This window comes from Cognataquiflexum rubidum, assembly GCF_022538115.1.
In the GTDB taxonomy this organism is placed as follows: Bacteria; Bacteroidota; Bacteroidia; order Cytophagales; family Cyclobacteriaceae; genus Cognataquiflexum; species Cognataquiflexum rubidum.
Map to the genome: position 1 here is coordinate 34,139 of NZ_JAKZAL010000009.1, position 17,612 is coordinate 51,750.

The following is a 17,612-nucleotide window of genomic DNA, read 5'->3' on the forward strand; positions in this document are numbered from 1 at the left end:
TTATGAGTGAAAAGCTATGGATATTTGATACTACCCTCCGGGATGGAGAGCAGGTACCGGGATGTCAGTTGAACTCCCAGGAAAAGATAGTGGTGGCGCAAGCTTTAGAAAAACTTGGGGTTGATATCATTGAGGCGGGATTTCCTATTTCCAGTCCAGGCGATTTCAATTCGGTAGTGGAAATTTCCAAGGCAGTTTCTAATCCTATCATCTGCGCACTATCGAGAGCGGTGGAGAAAGACATTGAAGTAGCTGCCGATGCTTTGAAATATGCCAAAAAAGGCAGAATTCATACAGGCATAGGCGTTTCCCCATATCATATCCAATTCAAGCTGAGATCCACGCCGGACAATATCATCGAAAGAGGTGTCAGGGCGGTGAAATATGCCAAAAGCTTTGTGGAGGATGTTGAATTCTACGCAGAAGATGCAGGAAGGGCTGAGTTGCCATTCCTTGCAAAAATCATTGAAGCTGTCATCAAAGCAGGAGCAACTGTGGTCAATATTCCGGATACTACCGGTTATTGTCTTCCGGAGCAATATGGCGCCATCATCCGCTACCTGAAGGAAAATGTGTCCAATATCGACAAAGCGATCATTGCGACACATTGCCACAATGACCTTGGAATGGCAACTGCCAATACCATAGCAGGTGTACAAAACGGAGCAAGACAAGCTGAACTTACCATCAACGGAATCGGAGAACGTGCAGGTAATACCTCCTTGGAAGAAGTCGTGATGGCGATCAAATGTCACCATGCCATTCCGGTCCATACCAATATCAAAACCGAATTGATCTATGGCACAAGTAGGTTGATCTCAAAGTTGATGAACATGCCGGTGCAGCCAAATAAAGCGATAGTAGGAAGAAATGCATTTGCCCATTCCTCTGGAATTCATCAAGACGGTGTTCTCAAGCATAGAGAAAATTATGAAATTATCGATCCCAAGGAAGTTGGCGTCCATGAATCTACCATTGTTCTTACTGCAAGAAGCGGCAGGGCAGCACTCAAGCATCATTTGGATGCTTTGGGCGTGGAACTTGAGGGTGAACCTTTGAGGGAAGTATATGAGGAGTTCTTGCTTTTGGCTGATTCCAAAAGAGATATCGGCACCAAGGACCTACTTTCTCTTGTCGGAAAATTTATGGATGGTTCCTCCTTTATAGAACTGGGGAAAGTAAGCTATCAATCTAATGGTGAAATCAAAGCCCATGTGGAACTGAAGGTTGGAGAGAAAAATTTTGAGGCAGACTCTTCCGGCAATGGTCCTGTGGATGCGGTATTGAAGGCGATAGAATCCATAGTCAAACCTCAGATAGAATTGGAGGAATTCCTCATCCAAGCAATAACGCATGGAAGTGATGACGTGGCAAAAGTACACATGAGGATTATTCAGGGTGACAGACCATATTATGGTTTTGCATCGAATACAGATATCGTATTGGCATCAGCCCAGGCATTTGTAGATGCTTTAAATAAGATTCCTGTCAAAGAAAAAGTGATTGTAGCGTAAGTTAAGATGGAAAAAAATACATTATTCGATAAAATCTGGGATTCACATGTGGTGCGTTCTGTACCCAATGGTCCCGATGTCTTCTTCATTGATAAGCATTTTATCCATGAAGTGACAAGCCCGGTAGCATTTCTGAATCTGGAAAAAAGAGGCATTGGTGTTCTTCATCCAGACAGGACAGTCGGTACGCCGGACCACAATGTACCTACCGTCGATCAGGACAAAACCATCAAGGACAAGCTTTCCCGCATGCAGGTTGAAAGACTAAGGGAAAACTGTCAGCGATATGGCATTGAATTGCACGATTTGGGTTCAGACCACCATGGTATTGTCCATGTGATTGGTCCTGAATTGGGCATTACTCAACCGGGGATGACCATCGTCTGTGGAGACAGCCATACCTCTACCCATGGCGCTTTTGGGGCGATTGCATTTGGAATCGGAACCTCTGAAGTGGAAATGGTTTTGGCAACACAGTGCATTATGCAGACCAAAGCCAAAAAAATGCGAATCACCGTAGACGGTGAATTAGGCTCCGGAGTGACTTCTAAGGATATCATCCTCTATATCATTGCCAAGATTTCTGCCGCAGGAGCAACTGGTTATTTTGTGGAATACGCTGGTTCGGCTATCCGCAGCCTGAGCATGGAAGCAAGGATGACCATCTGTAACATGAGCATCGAAATGGGTGCCCGAGGAGGATTGATCGCTCCTGATGAAACCACTTTTGCCTACCTCAAAGGAAAACAGTACGCACCAAAAGGTGAAGCGTGGGACAAAACTGTAGCTTATTGGAAAACACTGAAAACTGACGAAGGTGCTATTTTTGACAAAGAATATGCTTTCGATGCCGCTGATATTGAGCCAATGATAACCTATGGTACCAATCCTGGTATGGGTATCAAAATCAAAGGCAACATCCCGACAACCGAAGGAATGGAAGGAAGCAATAAAATCTCCTACCTCAAATCTTTGGAGTACATGGGCTTTGCCCCGGGTGAACCCATCAAAGGAAAAAAAGTGGATTACGTCTTCGTAGGAAGCTGTACCAATGGTCGCATAGAAGACATCCGCTCTGTAGCTGCTTTTGTCAAAGGAAAACAAAAAGCCGCTAACATTACCGCTTGGATTGTCCCTGGTTCAAGAGAAGTAGAGAAGATGGCGCATGAAGAAGGTTTGGTGAAAATATTGGAAGATGCCGGTTTCGAATTGAGACAGCCGGGCTGTTCGGCATGCCTTGCGATGAATGATGACAAAATTCCTTCAGGGAAATATGCGGTATCGACTTCGAACAGAAACTTCGAAGGAAGACAGGGACCTGGTGCAAGAACGCTTTTGGCCAGTCCACTTACGGTCGCGGCGGTAGCCGTAACAGGCGTAATCGCAGATCCAAGGGAAGTATTTTAATCAAAAAGAAAGAAAAAATGGCTTACGATAAATTCAATATACTTACCAGCACAGTTGTTCCTTTACCTGCCGAAAACGTCGATACGGACCAAATCATTCCGGCCCGCTTTCTAAAAGCGACCGAAAGGGAAGGTTTCGGAGACAACCTGTTCAGGGATTGGAGATATGATGTAGAAGGAAATCCCAAAAAGGATTTTGTGCTTAACAATCCCACTTACTCAGGGAAAATTCTTCTTTCAGGAAAAAATTTCGGATCAGGTTCTAGCCGTGAACACGCGGTTTGGGCGATCTATGATTATGGATTCAGGGCAGTTGTTTCGAGTTTCTTTGCTGATATTTTCAAAAATAACTGTCTGAACATCGGTGTTTTGCCGGTGACAATCAGTGCGGAATTTGCTGAAGTCCTATTCAAAGCAGTGGACGCGGATCCAAAAACTGAAGTGGAAATCGATATTGACAAACAGACCATCACTTTGCTCAGTACAGGAGAATTTGAATCTTTTGATATTAATTCCTATAAAAAGGAAAATATGAAAAACGGATTTGATGATATCGATTACCTGTTGAACATCAAAGATGAAATCGCTGCTTTTGCAGAAAACAGATAGCTGATTCATTATTCATAATTCAACGTCGTTTGGATAGGCTTTTGCGTTATACAAACCTTTTCCAAAGTTGGGACCAGACCATGAAAATCTTAAAACATCCATTCCGAACTTTGGAAAAGTTTTCCGAATCCCCCAACTAAACGACATTGATTCATAATTATTAATTCCAAAAGCGCGAGTATATACATAGTGCCAAACTCCAAAAAATGGGTCATCACAGGAAAATAGAAATCATGGATACCACTCTGAGGGATGGAGAACAGACCTCGGGAGTTTCCTTTCTTCCTTCAGAAAAACTTCAGATAGCCAAACTGCTATTGGATGAAATGAAGGTGGACAGGATCGAAGTGGCTTCTGCCCGGGTTTCTGAAGGGGAAATGGAGGGAGTGAAAAGGATTACCCAATGGGCTGCCGAAAAAGGATATCTCGATAGGGTAGAAGTGTTGGGTTTTGTCGATACCCCTGATTCTATAAATTGGATAAAGGAAGCAGGAGGGAAAGTCCTCAATCTTTTGACCAAAGGTTCTATGAACCACCTGACCCATCAGCTTCGAAAAACCCCGGAGCAACATTTCAAGGATATTGAAAAAAGCGTGCTCTATGCCCGTGAAAACGGTATTTCGGTCAACGTTTACCTCGAAGATTGGTCCAATGGCATGAGAAATTCCATGGATTACACCATGGATTTGATTGGGGTATTGGTACAACTTCAGGTAAGGAGAATCATGCTTCCCGATACTTTGGGATTGCTCAATCCCAGAGAAGTTTCCCATTTTCTCAAGCTTATTACGAGCGAATATCCTGATACCCATTTTGATTTTCACGCACACAACGATTATGATCTGTCCGTGGCCAATGTGCTCGAGGCAATTTATAACGGCGTAGGCGGTATCCACACCACGGTCAATGGATTGGGGGAAAGGGCCGGTAATGCGCCATTAGAATCAGTGATTGCTGTTTTGAAGGACTTTACAGACTTTAAGCTGAACGTCAAAGAGAACAAAATATATCGCGTCAGCAAGTTGGTAGAGCAATTTTCCGGTCAGCATATCCCCGCCAACAAACCGGTAGTAGGTGAAAATGTATTTACCCAAACTGCCGGAATCCATGCCGATGGGGACAATAAGAAAAATCTTTATTTCAATGATTTGCTCCCCGAGCGCTTTGGTAGACAAAGGAAATATGCTTTGGGTAAGACATCAGGCAAAGCCAATATTGTCAAAAACCTGCAGGAATTGGGAATCTCTCTAGAACCTGATGAACTGACAAAAGTTACCCAAAGGATCATTGAATTGGGGGACAAGAAAGAAAGGGTGACCACAGAGGACCTTCCTTATATCATTTCTGATGTGTTGCAGAACAACTCCATCTCCCATGATATATTCATTGAAGGTTATAACCTCAGCCATTCAAAGGGCTTGAGACCCACCGTTCAATTGAAGATCAACATCAACGGAGAAAGCTATGAAGAAGGATCTTCAGGAGATGGTCAATACGATGCTTTCATGAAGGCATTGAAAAAGATTTACAAATCTTTGAATAAAGAATTGCCGGTTTTGACCAATTATAGTGTGACTATTCCTCCCGGAGGAAAGACTGATGCTTTTGTGGAAACAGTTATTACCTGGGATTTTGGAAAGATATTCAAAACCAAAGGTCTAGACAGCGATCAGACTGTGGCTGCTTTGAAGGCCACAGAAAAGATGCTGAACATCATTGAAAAAATAAAAAATACAGAGCCGGGAATCGGAACTATCCCGGATGAAAACCCAGAACTAGATAAAAAGAATTTCTATGGAAATGAATATAGCGCTATTGCCGGGTGACGGCATTGGCCCGGAGGTGATTGCACAGGCAGTCAAAGTTGTAAATGCTGTAGCTAAGAAATTTGGTCATACCATCCATTTTGAGGAGGCACCCGTAGGGGCTGCTGCGATTGACCTTACCGGAAATCCCTACCCGGATGAGACGCACGAGGTTTGTTTGAGAGCTGATGCTGTACTTTTTGGAGCAATAGGTGATCCCAAATACGACAATGATCCAAAAGCCAAAGTAAGACCTGAACAGGGATTATTGGCAATGAGGAAGAAGTTGGGATTGTTTGCCAATGTACGTCCGACCTTTACTTTTCCTTCTTTGGTACATAAATCTCCCTTGAAATTGGATAGGATCGAAGGGGTGGATTTGGTTTTCTTTAGGGAGTTGACCGGAGGGATTTATTTTGGAGAACCTCGTGGAAGAAATGAGCAGGGTACCAAAGCTTTTGATACAAATGTTTATTCCAAAGAAGAAATCACGAGGTTGGCAAGAATGGGATTCGAAGCTGCCCAAAAGAGAAGGAAGTTATTGACCTGTGTGGACAAAGCCAATGTCTTGGCTACTTCCAGACTTTGGAGAGAGACGGTGCAGGAATTGGCTCCGGAATATCCTGATGTCAAAGTGGAATATGAATTTGTGGATGCAGTCGCCATGCGTTTGATCCAATGGCCAAAAGCGTATGATGTCCTGATTACGGAGAATCTATTTGGAGATATCCTGACAGACGAAGCCTCAGTGATTTCGGGTTCTATGGGTTTGATGCCTTCTGCCTCATTGGGTACTGACAACAAGCTTTTCGAACCGATACACGGTTCTTATCCCCAAGCTGCAGGCAAGGACATCGCAAATCCATTGGGCACGATACTTTCGGCAGCGATGATGTTTGAGTATGCATTCGACTTAAGGGAAGAAGCAAAAGCCATTTCTGATGTGGTCAATAAATCATTGGCGGAAGGAATCGTCACAGAAGACATCGCTGAAGGCGGAAAAGCTTACAAAACCTCGGAAGTGGGGGATTGGTTGGCGGCTAATATTTAAAATAGATATAATTGATTCTTATGATAAACCCTCCAAAAGTTCAAATCTTTTTGAGGGTTTTGTATTTGGAAAGCATGATCCCTTTATTTGTCATTTCCCCAGTATTCCAAAATGCAAACCAGACCATTCACTTACCTTTTTTACCTACAGTATTTAGGGCTTCGGTATCACGGTTGGCAAAAGCAGCCCGGAGTCAAAACAATTCAAAGTACATTGGAGAAAGCTTTCCGGTATGTCTTGAGCCATGAGGATTTCACCATACTTGGAGCAAGCCGGACTGATGCAGATGTTTCCTGTAATCGTGGAGCCTTTGAGTTGTTTTTGAAACATGAAATCTCTCCCTATCTTCTCAGTACATTAAATTCATTTCTCCCGTCAGATATCAGGCTATTAGGGTTTGAGCCTGTTCCATTGACCTTTAATATTATTCAGGATGTCACGTGGAAGGAATACCATTATCACTTTGCGATTGGAGAAAAATTCCATCCTTTTGCGGCAGGAAACCTTACATTTTTTGAAGGAATACCTGATCTTGATTTGATGAAAAAGGGAGCAAAACTTTATGTGGGGGAACATGATTTCCGGCGATTCTGCTCCATCGATAAAGTGACAGATGATTATGTAAGAGAAGTTTTGGAGGCTGACATTTGTACCCATTCTCAGGCTGGAAAAGGCCTTATTCCGGAAAAAGCCTTCACTTTTTCCGTAAAGGGAAAGGGGTTCCTCAGGTATCAGGTTAGGATAATGATGGCGGCTTTGATGGACTTGGGATTGGGAAAAATAACATTGGAAGATTTGAATAACGCCTTGGATTCAGACCAAACAAGTCCCATTTCAGTTGCTGTTCCTGCAAATGGATTGGTTTTAGAAAGGGTTGAATTCAAATAAAATAAGGGCTGAAATTAATCAGCCCTTATTTTATTTTTCCTCAATGGATACCTTCAATTTATTTTGTCTCAAAAAAGGTAAACAAGTTTTATAAGTCCATAAACTTGTTCATGATATCTTCAGAAATCCCTGTATTGGAATAACCGCCGTCATGAAAGAGGTTTTGCATTGTGACCATTCTGGTCAAATCTGAAAACATGGTAATGATATAATCAGCGCATGCCTCAGCTGAAGCATTTCCAAGTGGTGACATGGAATCTGCAAAATTATAGAAGGTATCGAATCCGCCGATTCCTGTTCCTGCCGTAGTTTTGGTAGGGGATTGGGAAATGGTATTAACCCGAACTTTTTTCAGCTTGCCATATCTGTATCCATATCCTCTTGCGATGCTTTCCAAAAGTGCTTTGGCATCAGCCATGTCTGTATAGAAGGGATATACTCTTTGTGCTGCGATGTAAGAAAGTCCAAGGATAGAACCCCATTCGTTCATGGCGTCCATCTTCTCTGCCACCTGCATCATTTTATGAAATGACACAGAAGAAACATCATAGGATTTTGCTGCCCATTCGTAATTGAGGTCGCCATAGGAGCGTCCTTTTCGGATGTTTGGGGACATACCAATCGAGTGAAGCAAAAAGTCAAAGTTACCACCCAAATACTCACGGGCTTCGGTATATAGTTTTTCGATATCTTCCAAAGAAGTGGCGTCTGCAGGGATGACGATGGTGTTGCATTGCTCTGCCAATTCCTTGATTGCCCCCATTCTCATGGCGATTGGTGCATTGGTCAATACAAACCTTCCACCTTGTTCGTGTGCTTTGAGTGCGGCTTTCCAAGCAATGGAGTTTTCATCTAAAGCTCCTGTGATTATTCCGAGTTTTCCTTTCAATAAATTCTCTGGCATGATATGTTCTTTTGATTTGGTCAAATATTGTGTAAAAATAAGATTTGGAGAAGCAAGAACCAAGTACAAAGTATCAAGTATGTAGGAGCGAGGAATAAGTAGATGGTTAGAGGTGAAAGGTAAGAGGTGGGGGAGGTTGGAAGAACCAAGTGCCAACTATCAAGAAGCGAGTATCAAGTATCAAGTACTAAGTACCAAGTACCAAGTACAAAGTACCAAATACGAAGAAGTGAGGTATAAGTAGATGGTGAGAGGTGAAAGGTAAGAGGAAAAAGGGAACAAGGGCAAAGGTCAGTTAACCAATTAACCTCTAACCAAATAACCTCTAACCAAATAACCAATTAACCTCTAACCAAATAACCATTAACCCATAACCAAATAACCAATTAACTCCCAAGCAACTCCCTAGCACTTTCAAAAGCATTTACGGATGGATTGGCACCGGCGATCATTTTGGCAATTTCCAAAACCCGCTCTTCCCCATCCAATAGCTTAATTTTACTGATGGTCTTCTCAGCGCTGTTGTCTTTATATACAAAGTAATGTTGGTCGCCCTTGGCAGCCACCTGTGGGAGATGACTGATACAGATGACTTGGTGCTGTTTGGCAATATCCTGCATCATCCTGACCATCTGTAGCGCGATTTCACCCGAAACACCTGTATCTATTTCATCAAAAATCAATGTCGGTAGTGCCATTTTATCAGCCATGATATATTTGATAGCAAAAATCAATCTTGAGAATTCACCACCTGAGGCCACCTGTTTCAATGCCTGTGGTTTGACTCCTTTGTTGGCTGAAAAAAGGATATCAATCTGATCCAAACCATTTTTGGTTGGGGAAATGATTTGATGGTAGAATTCAACCTGCGCATTTTCCATACCCAATTGATGCAAAAGTTTTGCAAGTTGGGAGGCAAATGGATGAAATGCTGATTTCCTTTTTTCGGAAAGGGCTTTGCCTTTTTCGGTCAATTCTTTCTCTGCAGTTTCTTTGGCTTTTTTCAGTTTCTCCAGTTCTTCATCCAGATTCTCCACCAAAAAGACTTTATCAGCGAGTTCGTTTTCCAAAGCAATGAGCGCTTCAACGGTATCAAAACCATGTTTTTTCTGCAGGTGGTAAATTTTGCTTAACCTCGTCCTTACTGTTTCAAGTTTGGCAAAATCAACTTCAATCTGTCCATCTTCTTCTTCCAGACTTGCTGCGATATCCTTCAATTCAATCAAAACGCTTTGGAATCTTTCACCATAGGTCTCAAATCTATGCGCATATTTTGAAAGCTGTTGTACACCTTGATTGGCCAAAGCCAAAAGCTTCAAGGCGCCAAATTGTTCGTCTTCCATTTGGGAAAGGACTTCCTGAATTTTGGATTTGATGTCCTCTGCATTTTCCAAGATTTCCTGTTCACTTTCCAGCTCAGTTTGCTCTCCTTCCCTAAGTCTTACTTCAGAAAGTTCTTCGAGCTGAAATCTATTGAAATCTGCTTCTTTCTTCATTTCCAAAGCTTCTTGACTTAGCTTTTCAAATGCCTTTTTTGCAGACTGAAATGACCTGAAAGTTGATAAATAAGAAGCTTTTTCTTGATGGCTTTTTGAAAATGCATCTACCAAGTCCAATTGGTATTCACCTTCTCCGAGTTGAAGGTTATCATGTTGGGAATGGATATCCATCAGTGCCTTACCAAGGTCTTTCAAGGTTTCAAGCTTTACGGGAGTATCATTGATAAATGCCCGGGATTTACCGTTCGGGCTGATTTCCCTTCTGATGATGCACTCAGGATCAAAATCAAGGTCTTCATTTTTGAAAAAATCCTCCAGTCCATAACTTCCGATTCCGAAATTACCTTCGACCACACACTTTTTGTCCGGGTTCAGCAGTGCTTTAGTGTCGGCCCTGTTTCCTAACAGCAGTCCAACAGCACCCAACATGATGGATTTCCCTGCTCCGGTTTCGCCGGTAATCATGTTTAGAAACTGGCTTGGCTTCATTTCCAAGCTTTGAATCAGGGCGTAATTGGCAATGCTGAGTGAGCGGAGCATTTAATGGGTTTAATTATTTTATTGGACAAATCTAACAAATTAAGGGATCAACCTTTGAGTAGGTCATTGTACCTTTTTGAGTTGTTTGGATCAATTTTAAGGAGTACTTCTACCGCTTCTGTGCGGACTTCTTTTGGGGCATTTTGGAAAACCCGTATTATTTCATCTCTTTTTGCATCCAAAAATGCAATTACAAAAATACTGTTTGGCTGTGCGGTGTTGGCACTTTCTACCAATTGGAATGCTGTAATCATATTTTGGTAGGCCTCCTGAGGATTGTTGAGAAGCATGTCAAGTCCTTTGCGGTGGTAGAGATAAATCGCTTCCCTTATCGGTGCAAAGACAGACGAAGTGTAAATATCATTGATAAGCCAATACCTGTTTCTCCTGTCATTTGGGTTGGGCATCCAACCTGCTCTATTGGATTGTTGGGCGTTGTTGACGATTCCATTCGCTATTTCAAAGTAAGGGTTTCCTCCTCTTAAAGAAAAACTATCATAATCAAAACCCAAAGCGATGTAGGCGTAATACGCCAATAATGAACTGATGTTGTTGAGAAAAGCAAACCTATTGAATTCGAGGGGTTGGGAAAGGAGATATTCAAACCCCCAGTTTCGGTCAATAAAATTGATGACCATACTTTCATAATTAGTACCATAAACCGGCCGGACTGTTTGGATCTGAACTGTCGCGTTATAGACACCTATCTGGGGCATATCGGAAATGGTAATGAGGATGTTGCCTTTAACCCTTTCAAATGCCTGAAATTGGTCTCCCGTCCATGTTCTTCCGTTGAGAAACTGCTCAAAGCTATTTTTCATGTTATCAAAAATGGCAGTTTCTTGGGTACGCGCTCTTTCACTATTGATAATAACCGAAAAATTAAGCTCTTGGGAAAATACAGAATGGTGGGATAAAAAAAGTAGAAGGAGTATCGTCAGTCGAATCTTCATGTAGAATGGGTTTTCTTTTAAAGATAACGATAATCTTATGGTCAGATTTTTACAGGAAGATTTTTAATTTCCTTGAGTATCATCTCGGCAATTTGATTTTTTGGAAGCACCGCTGATTCCAAAGATTTCCCCTCTTCGGTAAATATCCTGACTTTATTGGTGTCATGTTGGAAACCCGCACCTGCATCTCTCATAGAGTTAAGGACGATGAGGTCAAAATTTTTCCTTTCGAGTTTTGACTTTGCGTAAAACTCCTCGTTTTCGGTTTCCAAAGCAAAACCCACATGAATTTGTAATGGGGATTTTTGTTTTCCAAGGATAAAGGCAATATCTATATTTTTGGTGAGCTCGATAGTCATGCCATCACCTTCTTTTTTGATTTTTTCGGAGGCGACATGTGTTGGAGCGTAGTCAGCGACTGCGGCTGCAAATACACAGATATCCATCTGTTTGTGGAGATTGTCACATGCCTGAAACATATCTTCTGCACTCTTCACATTGAAAATTTTAATCTTGGGATCTACAGGTTTCACTGCACCCGGTCCCAATACCAAATAGACATCGGCTCCCTCCTCAGCAAATGCATCTGCAATAGAGGCTCCCATTTTACCTGAAGAATGGTTGCTGATAAACCTGACAGGATCAATGGCCTCTTGTGTCGGGCCAGAGGTGATCATGACTTTTTTTCCTCTGAAATCTTGGTTCTTTGAGAAATGGCCAATCACATATTCCAGAATATGTTCGGGCTCCATTAACCTTCCCTGACCGGAAAGTCCACTTGCCAATTCACCGGTTTCGGCTTCAAGGATGATGTTTCCAAATGTCTGGATTTTATAGAGGTTTTCCCTTACAGAATGATGTTGGTACATATCCAGATCCATCGCCGGAGCTACCATGACGGGGCACCTAGCGGAAAGGTAGGTGGCGGAAAGCAAATTGTCGCAGATACCATTGGCAAATTTGCCTAATGTATTAGCGCTTATGGGCGCTACTAAAAATAAATCTGCCCATAAACCGAGGTCCACGTGATTGGTCCATACTCCTGATTTGGGATCATGAAACTGATGGTGGACAGGTCCTTTGGACAGTGTGGCTAAAGTTAAAGGGGTAATAAAGTCAAGAGCAGAAGTACTCATGATGATCTGTACTTCTGCTCCTTCCTTGACAAGAAGTCTGGTGAGTATAGCTGACTTATAGGCTGCTATGCTTCCCGTAACTCCTAATAAAATTTTTTTCCCCTTTAAAAGCATTATTCTGTTGGCGCTTCAGGACGTCTGTAATACAATTTATCTTCCAAAAATTCTTCCATCGCCAAAGAAGATGGCTTAGGCATTCTTTCATAGAATTTTGAAATTTCAATTTGCTCTTTATTTTCAAAAACTTCCTCTAAATTATCTACGGTTGAAGCAAATTCAGAAAGTTTGTTGTTCAATTCTTCCTTCATGCTTGAAGATATCTGCTTTGCCCTTTGGGAAGCAATATGAAGAGACTCATACAGATTTCCTGTTTTTTCTGAAATTTTGTCCAAATCTCTAGTGATGATTGACGGATTGACTGCCATATTTGATTGATTTAAATTGCTGCTTTTTTATTTGTCTTTGCTGAGATTTTCACTTTTTGCCGCTTCCTCTTCAGCTTTGGCTTTTGCAAGTTCGTCCTCGTAATCCTTCTTTAATTTCTGAAAGGCGAGGGTTTCGGCTTGTGATTTTTTTAATATTTCTTCAATGCTTCCCAAATATTTGCTTTCAGGATATTTTCTTTTAAACTGAGAAGCATATTTGGAAACATCTTTCAATCTCTCTTCTTTTTTATCAGGAACACTTCTTTCCCCATATGCCAGAGAAACCTCTACCAATTTATATCCAAGTTCCTCGTTGTGCTTGCTGTCGGGATAATTTTTTGCAAAATTCTGAAAATTGATGATACAGGCACGGTAGAAATCACCCGGGTACAAGCCATCTGTCAACCTCAAATACAACATGGCCTCTTGGTATGCCTTTTCCTCAAACCTGACCTGAAGGTCCTCTATCATTGCCGTGGCTCTTTCGTAAGAGTCGGATTCAGGAAATCTATTGAGGAATATTTGGATGGCATTTACCGCATCATGGCTACTCTTTTGATCCAGGTTATAATCCGGTGCATCTAAGTAAAGTGAGTAGGCATTCATAAATAATGCCTCTTCTGCCATCGGCGATCTATTATAGGTTTGATAGAAGGTGTTGAAGTAACCAGCCGACTCGATGTATCTCTTTAATTTGAAATGACTATAGGCATAATTGAAATCTGCCAATTCTGCCTTTTCACTTCCCCTGATTACCGGAAGGACTTTGTCATAAAGTATGATGGCTTTACTGAATTCCCCTTCGTTGTAATACTTATTGGCGGCCTCATATAGTTCTTCCCAGTTGGTGCTTTTTTCTAACTTATAGAATCCTGAGCAACTTGAAACTGCAATAAGAAACACTAATAGGATTATGTGTAAAGAGGATTTTTTCATTGCTTTTTGGAGGCGCAAATATAAAGGAATTTTCATTTGAAACCAATTATTTATCAAATGCAGGAGGGGCTTACTTCTTGACAACGAGTTTTTTGGTGACAATATTTTTATTGTCTACGAATAATGTATAAAAATAAACTCCCGGATTAAAATCGGCGACATTGATAACCAGGTTCTTTTGGAGGGGGTCTAATTGGTATTCGGCCACAGGGTTTCCGATGAAACTATTGATGCTGATTTTCACAATTGCATTCGGGTTTTTGATAAGATAATCTATCTGTGCTGTTCTGTGGGTTGGATTTGGATAGGCACTGCCGATGCTTATGTCCTTGTGGTTTGTTTCGTCGGCACTTGGACTAAATACTTCATATACAGATTCGATCACGAACACATCCCTTATGTTGGTACTGTTATAGAAATGAAGGTCAAAGTTTCCTTTGGTTTCTGTTATGCCCATTTCAAATTCTAAATAAAGTTCAGTGAAGATTTCTCCCGGACCGAGGGTGATCTTTATTTTGGAAAGGTCTCTTTTTGGATCAAAACATTTATCTTCAATACAGATTTTCACATTTTGCGAAGATCCGATGTTTCCCCTGAGGAATTTCAAACTATACTCCCTGACTTGTGTGCTTTCGTTTTGGATAATCAGGGATTTTCGTTGAGAACTTCCGATTGTTCCGCTGAATTCGATGGTTTCCGACAACACCCTTACCTGCGCTTCCGAAAATATAGGAAGCATTATCAAGCAGAAGGAAAAAAGTAAGAAAATCCGTTTCATGTAAATTTCTATCAATAGGCCGAATAAGCTGAGTCTCAATAAAACTTGTTACGTATAAATTTACCAAATAGGTTTGGTGTTTTTATACATTGGCGGTTAAAAATTGTTAACCTTCTATAAAATTTTTTTAAATAGAATCCGTTTTAAGCGGATTTTTTTGTCTCAGGATTTTCTCAGGATTCATTTAAGTTCCTGATTTTAGTTTTTCCTCTAAAAGTTTTTGTATTTCCTCATCACTGGGAACAGGAATTACCGCGTCAGGTTCATTAAAAAAATTAAATCTTTTATTGTCTCTTTTTTTCGGCGTCCGCCACTCATTGATGGCTGCCATGGTCGGTTTTTCATCCCCCCGCCATGCAAACCCCTCCAATTGTTTGTCTTTTTCTTCTATCAAGTGCGGAGGTTTGAAGTTGCCCTCAGGTTTTACCAGCCAATTTATCTTCTTGATGTCACCATCTTCAAAGAACATCATGATATTGGCGCAGAGCATATTATTCATTCCCCTAAGTAAGGTATCGCTGACAAGGTCGAAGTAAATCGATTCCCCGTTTCCTTGGATATGCAGTCTGCTTATCTTTTGTTCTTTGAAATACCCGGTCATCCTCCTTCCTTTCATCTGATTGTAATTACCAAGGGTATCCCGGTTTACTGTGAAAGCATTTTGGATTAAATTGACTCGGTCTATTTCTTCATTCACGATATAGAAACTTATACTGTCGGCGGTAATCTGGCTTTTATTTTCCCAGATAATTGGGTCTTTGTACATGTGAATCAAGGAATCAGAATTGATGTAAACCAATGAATCTGATTTTCCATGCATGGATGACTTGATCAGGCGGACATTGTGAAACGCATACAAAAACCGTTCTTCTGTTTCCCCTTTCTCTTCTGAGATCAGTGTATCTGCTGCCACGTACATGGTATCAGTTTCCATGTATTTTCTGACTAGCGCGTTTCCATATACGATGCTGTATTTGCGGTCTTCCCAATATTTCCCTTCATCCCCAAATATTTCAATCTGCCTTTCCTTATTGTAAAGGCTTACATTTACTTTTCCCTCGTAGTATTTGTTTTTTTCTTCATAGTATAGCGTCTCTGCGTAGACGAGGCTATTTTCTGTCTCCACATCCCCTTCATAAAACCTGAAGACTTTGCTTTCGGTATTATAGAAACTTCCTTTTTGGGCGTTGAGAAGATGACCTTCTTTCGAGACAATATTGGTTATCCCAACAGTCTCGGCGGTTTTTGGGACAGTCAGGTATATTAGAAAATCTGTTTTTAAGGTATAATCAGGGTTGACCAAAATGACCTTATCGGTAAAGGTGATTTTTTCCAAAAGCGTTTCATAAGTCCCGTTTTCGCTCGTTAGGACGTTTGTGCTATCCACCACTTTCCCGTCATTGAAATAATTCGCAATACCTGTAGCTCTGTTGTAGTCAAGAAAATCTGTTGTCAGGGTAGTAGTTTGATTTTTGAAAACGACGTTGTTTCTAAGTTTGGCAGTTTTGGTATTGCCGTCATACTCAGCATACCTACTTGTGGTGGTAATAGGGTCTTCGGTATCGACAATGCGGACATTTCCATAAAGGATTGCCCGATTTTCGGCCCTAAAAAAATGGGCAGAGTCGCAATAAATCAGTGAATTTTGATGTTTCATCCGGACATCAATCAGTAACCTCTCAAATCCCTGGGCACCCTGAAGCAGTTCTGCATTCTGGATCTCCAACATGTTTTGGGCTTGGAGGCCAAATTGGAGTCCAACATAAAAAAGAAGGGTAAGAAAATAAGGGATTTTATTCATTGGTATATTGAATCAGGGCGCAAATTAACCAAAAATGGTATTTTTGATTTATGGAAGAGCTTTTTAAAAACCATATACGTTCAAAAAAACTTTTGGATGAAAGTAAAACCTATCTCTTAGCCATCAGTGGGGGAATTGACAGTGTATGCTTGGGGTATTTATTAAAGACCGCAGGAATCACTTTTGCACTTGCTCATGTTAATTTTGGACTAAGAGGATCCGAAAGTAAGGGAGATGAGGATTTTGTCATTCGATTGGCAAATGAATGGGGGGTTGTCCACCACCTGATTCATACAAGCAAAGAAGAAATGAACCAAGTTGGAATTTCTGTCCAGATGGCGGCAAGGGACTTCCGATATGGCTGGTTTGAGCAAGTCCTAAAAGAATATGGTTACGCAGGGCTATTGGTGGCCCACCACGCTGATGACCAGTTAGAGACTATTTTTCTGAATTTACTAAGAGGGACAGGCATCGAAGGGATCTATGGAATGTCGGAGCAAAGGGGTGATACCATCCGGCCTTTGCTTGGATTTTCAAGATCGGAGATCACTCAATATATGATCCAAAACTCGCATACCTGGAGGGAGGACAGTAGTAACCAAAAGAATGATTACAAAAGAAATGTTCTCCGAAACTTGGTTTTTCCATCGATTGAGAAAGAATTCCCTGATGGACTTCAAGTCATGGAGACGAGTTTCAAAAGACTGAAAGATACCGGAAGGGCATTTTTCTCTCTTTTTGAAAAATGGAAATCGGAAGCAATAGCCACTGAAGGAGACTACCAGTATCTGGCTATAAAAGAAATCAACAATATCCCGGGAAAGCATTCCATGTTGTATTATTGGTTGAGGGATTTTGGGTTTTCTTTTGCAGATGTTCAGGATATTTTTTCTTCTATTGATAAAGGGGAGTCAGGAAAAACATTCCATGCCGGAAGTTTAATGTTAAACAAGGACAGGGAATATTTGATTTTGGGAAAAAGTGATTTTGATTGGGAAGAAAAAAAAATTGAGCAACACGAAATTTCAATCCGGATCAAGGATAAAATTTATGACCTTCTTCACTTAGAGGGTGAGATAGAAACCGATAAATCCAAAGAAAATGCCATGCTTGATATGGACAAGCTTCAATTTCCACTTGTTCTCAAAAAATGGGAACCTGGAGACAGGATTATTCCATTAGGGATGGACAAACCAAAAAAAATCAGTGATTTATTAGTAGATTTGAAAGTGCCTTTGATCCAAAAAAAGCAGGTTTTGGTGCTGTGGTCAGGTAACGAAATTGCTTGGGTAGTGGGTCGAAGAATCAGTGAGCATTTCAAATGTGGGACAAATACTAAAAGAGTACTTTATTTCAAAAACAGGTAA

The 17,612-nt window shown here is 41.2% G+C and carries 15 protein-coding genes; 7 read left to right on the top strand and 8 right to left on the bottom strand.

All coding sequences use genetic code 11. From position 1 onward, the window contains the following. Window positions 1–2: 2 nt before the first annotated feature. The 6 genes from MMU05_RS11270 to truA all read left to right on the top strand — a co-directional run bounded on the left by MMU05_RS11270 (window position 3) and on the right by truA (window position 7,273). Window positions 3–1,514 (top strand): 2-isopropylmalate synthase, encoded by a 1,512-nt coding sequence (locus tag MMU05_RS11270; RefSeq protein WP_241141787.1) that lies wholly within the window; start codon window positions 3–5, stop codon window positions 1,512–1,514. A gap of 6 nt (window positions 1,515–1,520) precedes the next feature. After that, window positions 1,521–2,921 (top strand): 3-isopropylmalate dehydratase large subunit, encoded by a 1,401-nt coding sequence (leuC, locus tag MMU05_RS11275; RefSeq protein WP_241141788.1) that lies wholly within the window; start codon window positions 1,521–1,523, stop codon window positions 2,919–2,921. 17 nt (window positions 2,922–2,938) lie between these two features. Next, on the top strand, window positions 2,939–3,529 hold the full coding sequence (gene leuD, locus MMU05_RS11280) for a 3-isopropylmalate dehydratase small subunit (RefSeq protein ID WP_241141789.1): 591 nt from the start codon (window positions 2,939–2,941) through the stop codon (window positions 3,527–3,529). Between the two features lie 206 nt (window positions 3,530–3,735). After that, on the top strand, window positions 3,736–5,355 hold the full coding sequence (locus tag MMU05_RS11285; RefSeq protein WP_241141790.1) for an alpha-isopropylmalate synthase regulatory domain-containing protein: 1,620 nt from the start codon (window positions 3,736–3,738) through the stop codon (window positions 5,353–5,355). Then, complete coding sequence (gene leuB / locus MMU05_RS11290; protein WP_241141791.1) at window positions 5,324–6,385, top strand: 3-isopropylmalate dehydrogenase; 1,062 nt, start codon at window positions 5,324–5,326, stop codon at window positions 6,383–6,385. The genes MMU05_RS11285 and leuB overlap by 32 nt, the downstream gene beginning before the upstream one ends. A gap of 111 nt (window positions 6,386–6,496) precedes the next feature. After that, window positions 6,497–7,273, top strand: coding sequence for a tRNA pseudouridine(38-40) synthase TruA (gene truA, locus MMU05_RS11295; RefSeq protein ID WP_241141792.1), 777 nt, complete (start codon window positions 6,497–6,499; stop codon window positions 7,271–7,273). Window positions 7,274–7,361: 88 nt separating this feature from the next. Here the strand turns inward: truA and MMU05_RS11300 are convergent, their stop codons facing one another. The 8 genes from MMU05_RS11300 to MMU05_RS11335 form a co-directional block, all read right to left on the bottom strand. After that, window positions 7,362–8,177 carry an enoyl-ACP reductase FabI gene (locus MMU05_RS11300; RefSeq protein WP_113925107.1) on the bottom strand — a complete coding sequence of 272 codons (816 nt, stop codon included), beginning with the start codon at window positions 8,175–8,177 and terminating at the stop codon, window positions 7,362–7,364. 386 nt (window positions 8,178–8,563) lie between these two features. Beyond that, complete coding sequence (recN, locus tag MMU05_RS11305; RefSeq protein ID WP_241141793.1) at window positions 8,564–10,216, bottom strand: DNA repair protein RecN; 1,653 nt, start codon at window positions 10,214–10,216, stop codon at window positions 8,564–8,566. Between the two features lie 47 nt (window positions 10,217–10,263). Beyond that, window positions 10,264–11,169 carry a type IX secretion system protein PorD gene (gene porD, locus MMU05_RS11310; RefSeq protein ID WP_241141794.1) on the bottom strand — a complete coding sequence of 302 codons (906 nt, stop codon included), beginning with the start codon at window positions 11,167–11,169 and terminating at the stop codon, window positions 10,264–10,266. Window positions 11,170–11,210: 41 nt separating this feature from the next. Further along, window positions 11,211–12,419, bottom strand: coding sequence for a bifunctional phosphopantothenoylcysteine decarboxylase/phosphopantothenate--cysteine ligase CoaBC (gene coaBC / locus MMU05_RS11315; RefSeq protein WP_241141795.1), 1,209 nt, complete (start codon window positions 12,417–12,419; stop codon window positions 11,211–11,213). Further along, entirely contained in the window at window positions 12,419–12,730 is a 312-nt protein-coding gene (locus MMU05_RS11320) for a DNA-directed RNA polymerase subunit omega (protein ID WP_241141796.1), read from the bottom strand. Before MMU05_RS11320 ends, coaBC begins: the two co-directional genes overlap by 1 nt. 27 nt (window positions 12,731–12,757) lie before the next feature. Next, window positions 12,758–13,666, bottom strand: a complete 909-nt coding sequence (locus MMU05_RS11325; protein WP_241141797.1) for an outer membrane protein assembly factor BamD — start codon at window positions 13,664–13,666, stop codon at window positions 12,758–12,760. Between the two features lie 70 nt (window positions 13,667–13,736). Continuing rightward, a complete protein-coding gene (locus MMU05_RS11330; protein WP_418884469.1) occupies window positions 13,737–14,405 on the bottom strand; it encodes a T9SS type A sorting domain-containing protein in 669 nt (222 codons plus the stop codon). Between the two features lie 223 nt (window positions 14,406–14,628). Continuing rightward, a complete protein-coding gene (locus tag MMU05_RS11335; RefSeq protein WP_241141799.1) occupies window positions 14,629–16,173 on the bottom strand; it encodes an OstA-like protein in 1,545 nt (514 codons plus the stop codon). 122 nt (window positions 16,174–16,295) lie between these two features. On the opposite strand from MMU05_RS11335, the gene tilS reads away from it, so the two are divergent. Next, complete coding sequence (gene tilS, locus MMU05_RS11340) at window positions 16,296–17,612, top strand: tRNA lysidine(34) synthetase TilS (protein ID WP_241141800.1); 1,317 nt, start codon at window positions 16,296–16,298, stop codon at window positions 17,610–17,612.

Coding starts and splice junctions, on each gene's coding strand:
- MMU05_RS11270 (WP_241141787.1), top strand. CDS start 3: ATGAGTGAAAAGCTATGGATATTTGATACTACCCTCCGGGATGGAGAG.
- leuC (WP_241141788.1), top strand. CDS start 1,521: ATGGAAAAAAATACATTATTCGATAAAATCTGGGATTCACATGTGGTG.
- leuD (WP_241141789.1), top strand. CDS start 2,939: ATGGCTTACGATAAATTCAATATACTTACCAGCACAGTTGTTCCTTTA.
- MMU05_RS11285 (WP_241141790.1), top strand. CDS start 3,736: ATGGGTCATCACAGGAAAATAGAAATCATGGATACCACTCTGAGGGAT.
- leuB (WP_241141791.1), top strand. CDS start 5,324: ATGGAAATGAATATAGCGCTATTGCCGGGTGACGGCATTGGCCCGGAG.
- truA (WP_241141792.1), top strand. CDS start 6,497: ATGCAAACCAGACCATTCACTTACCTTTTTTACCTACAGTATTTAGGG.
- MMU05_RS11300 (WP_113925107.1), bottom strand. CDS start 8,177: ATGCCAGAGAATTTATTGAAAGGAAAACTCGGAATAATCACAGGAGCT.
- recN (WP_241141793.1), bottom strand. CDS start 10,216: ATGCTCCGCTCACTCAGCATTGCCAATTACGCCCTGATTCAAAGCTTG.
- porD (WP_241141794.1), bottom strand. CDS start 11,169: ATGAAGATTCGACTGACGATACTCCTTCTACTTTTTTTATCCCACCAT.
- coaBC (WP_241141795.1), bottom strand. CDS start 12,419: ATGCTTTTAAAGGGGAAAAAAATTTTATTAGGAGTTACGGGAAGCATA.
- MMU05_RS11320 (WP_241141796.1), bottom strand. CDS start 12,730: ATGGCAGTCAATCCGTCAATCATCACTAGAGATTTGGACAAAATTTCA.
- MMU05_RS11325 (WP_241141797.1), bottom strand. CDS start 13,666: ATGAAAAAATCCTCTTTACACATAATCCTATTAGTGTTTCTTATTGCA.
- MMU05_RS11330 (WP_418884469.1), bottom strand. CDS start 14,405: ATGCTTCCTATATTTTCGGAAGCGCAGGTAAGGGTGTTGTCGGAAACC.
- MMU05_RS11335 (WP_241141799.1), bottom strand. CDS start 16,173: ATGTTGGAGATCCAGAATGCAGAACTGCTTCAGGGTGCCCAGGGATTT.
- tilS (WP_241141800.1), top strand. CDS start 16,296: ATGGAAGAGCTTTTTAAAAACCATATACGTTCAAAAAAACTTTTGGAT.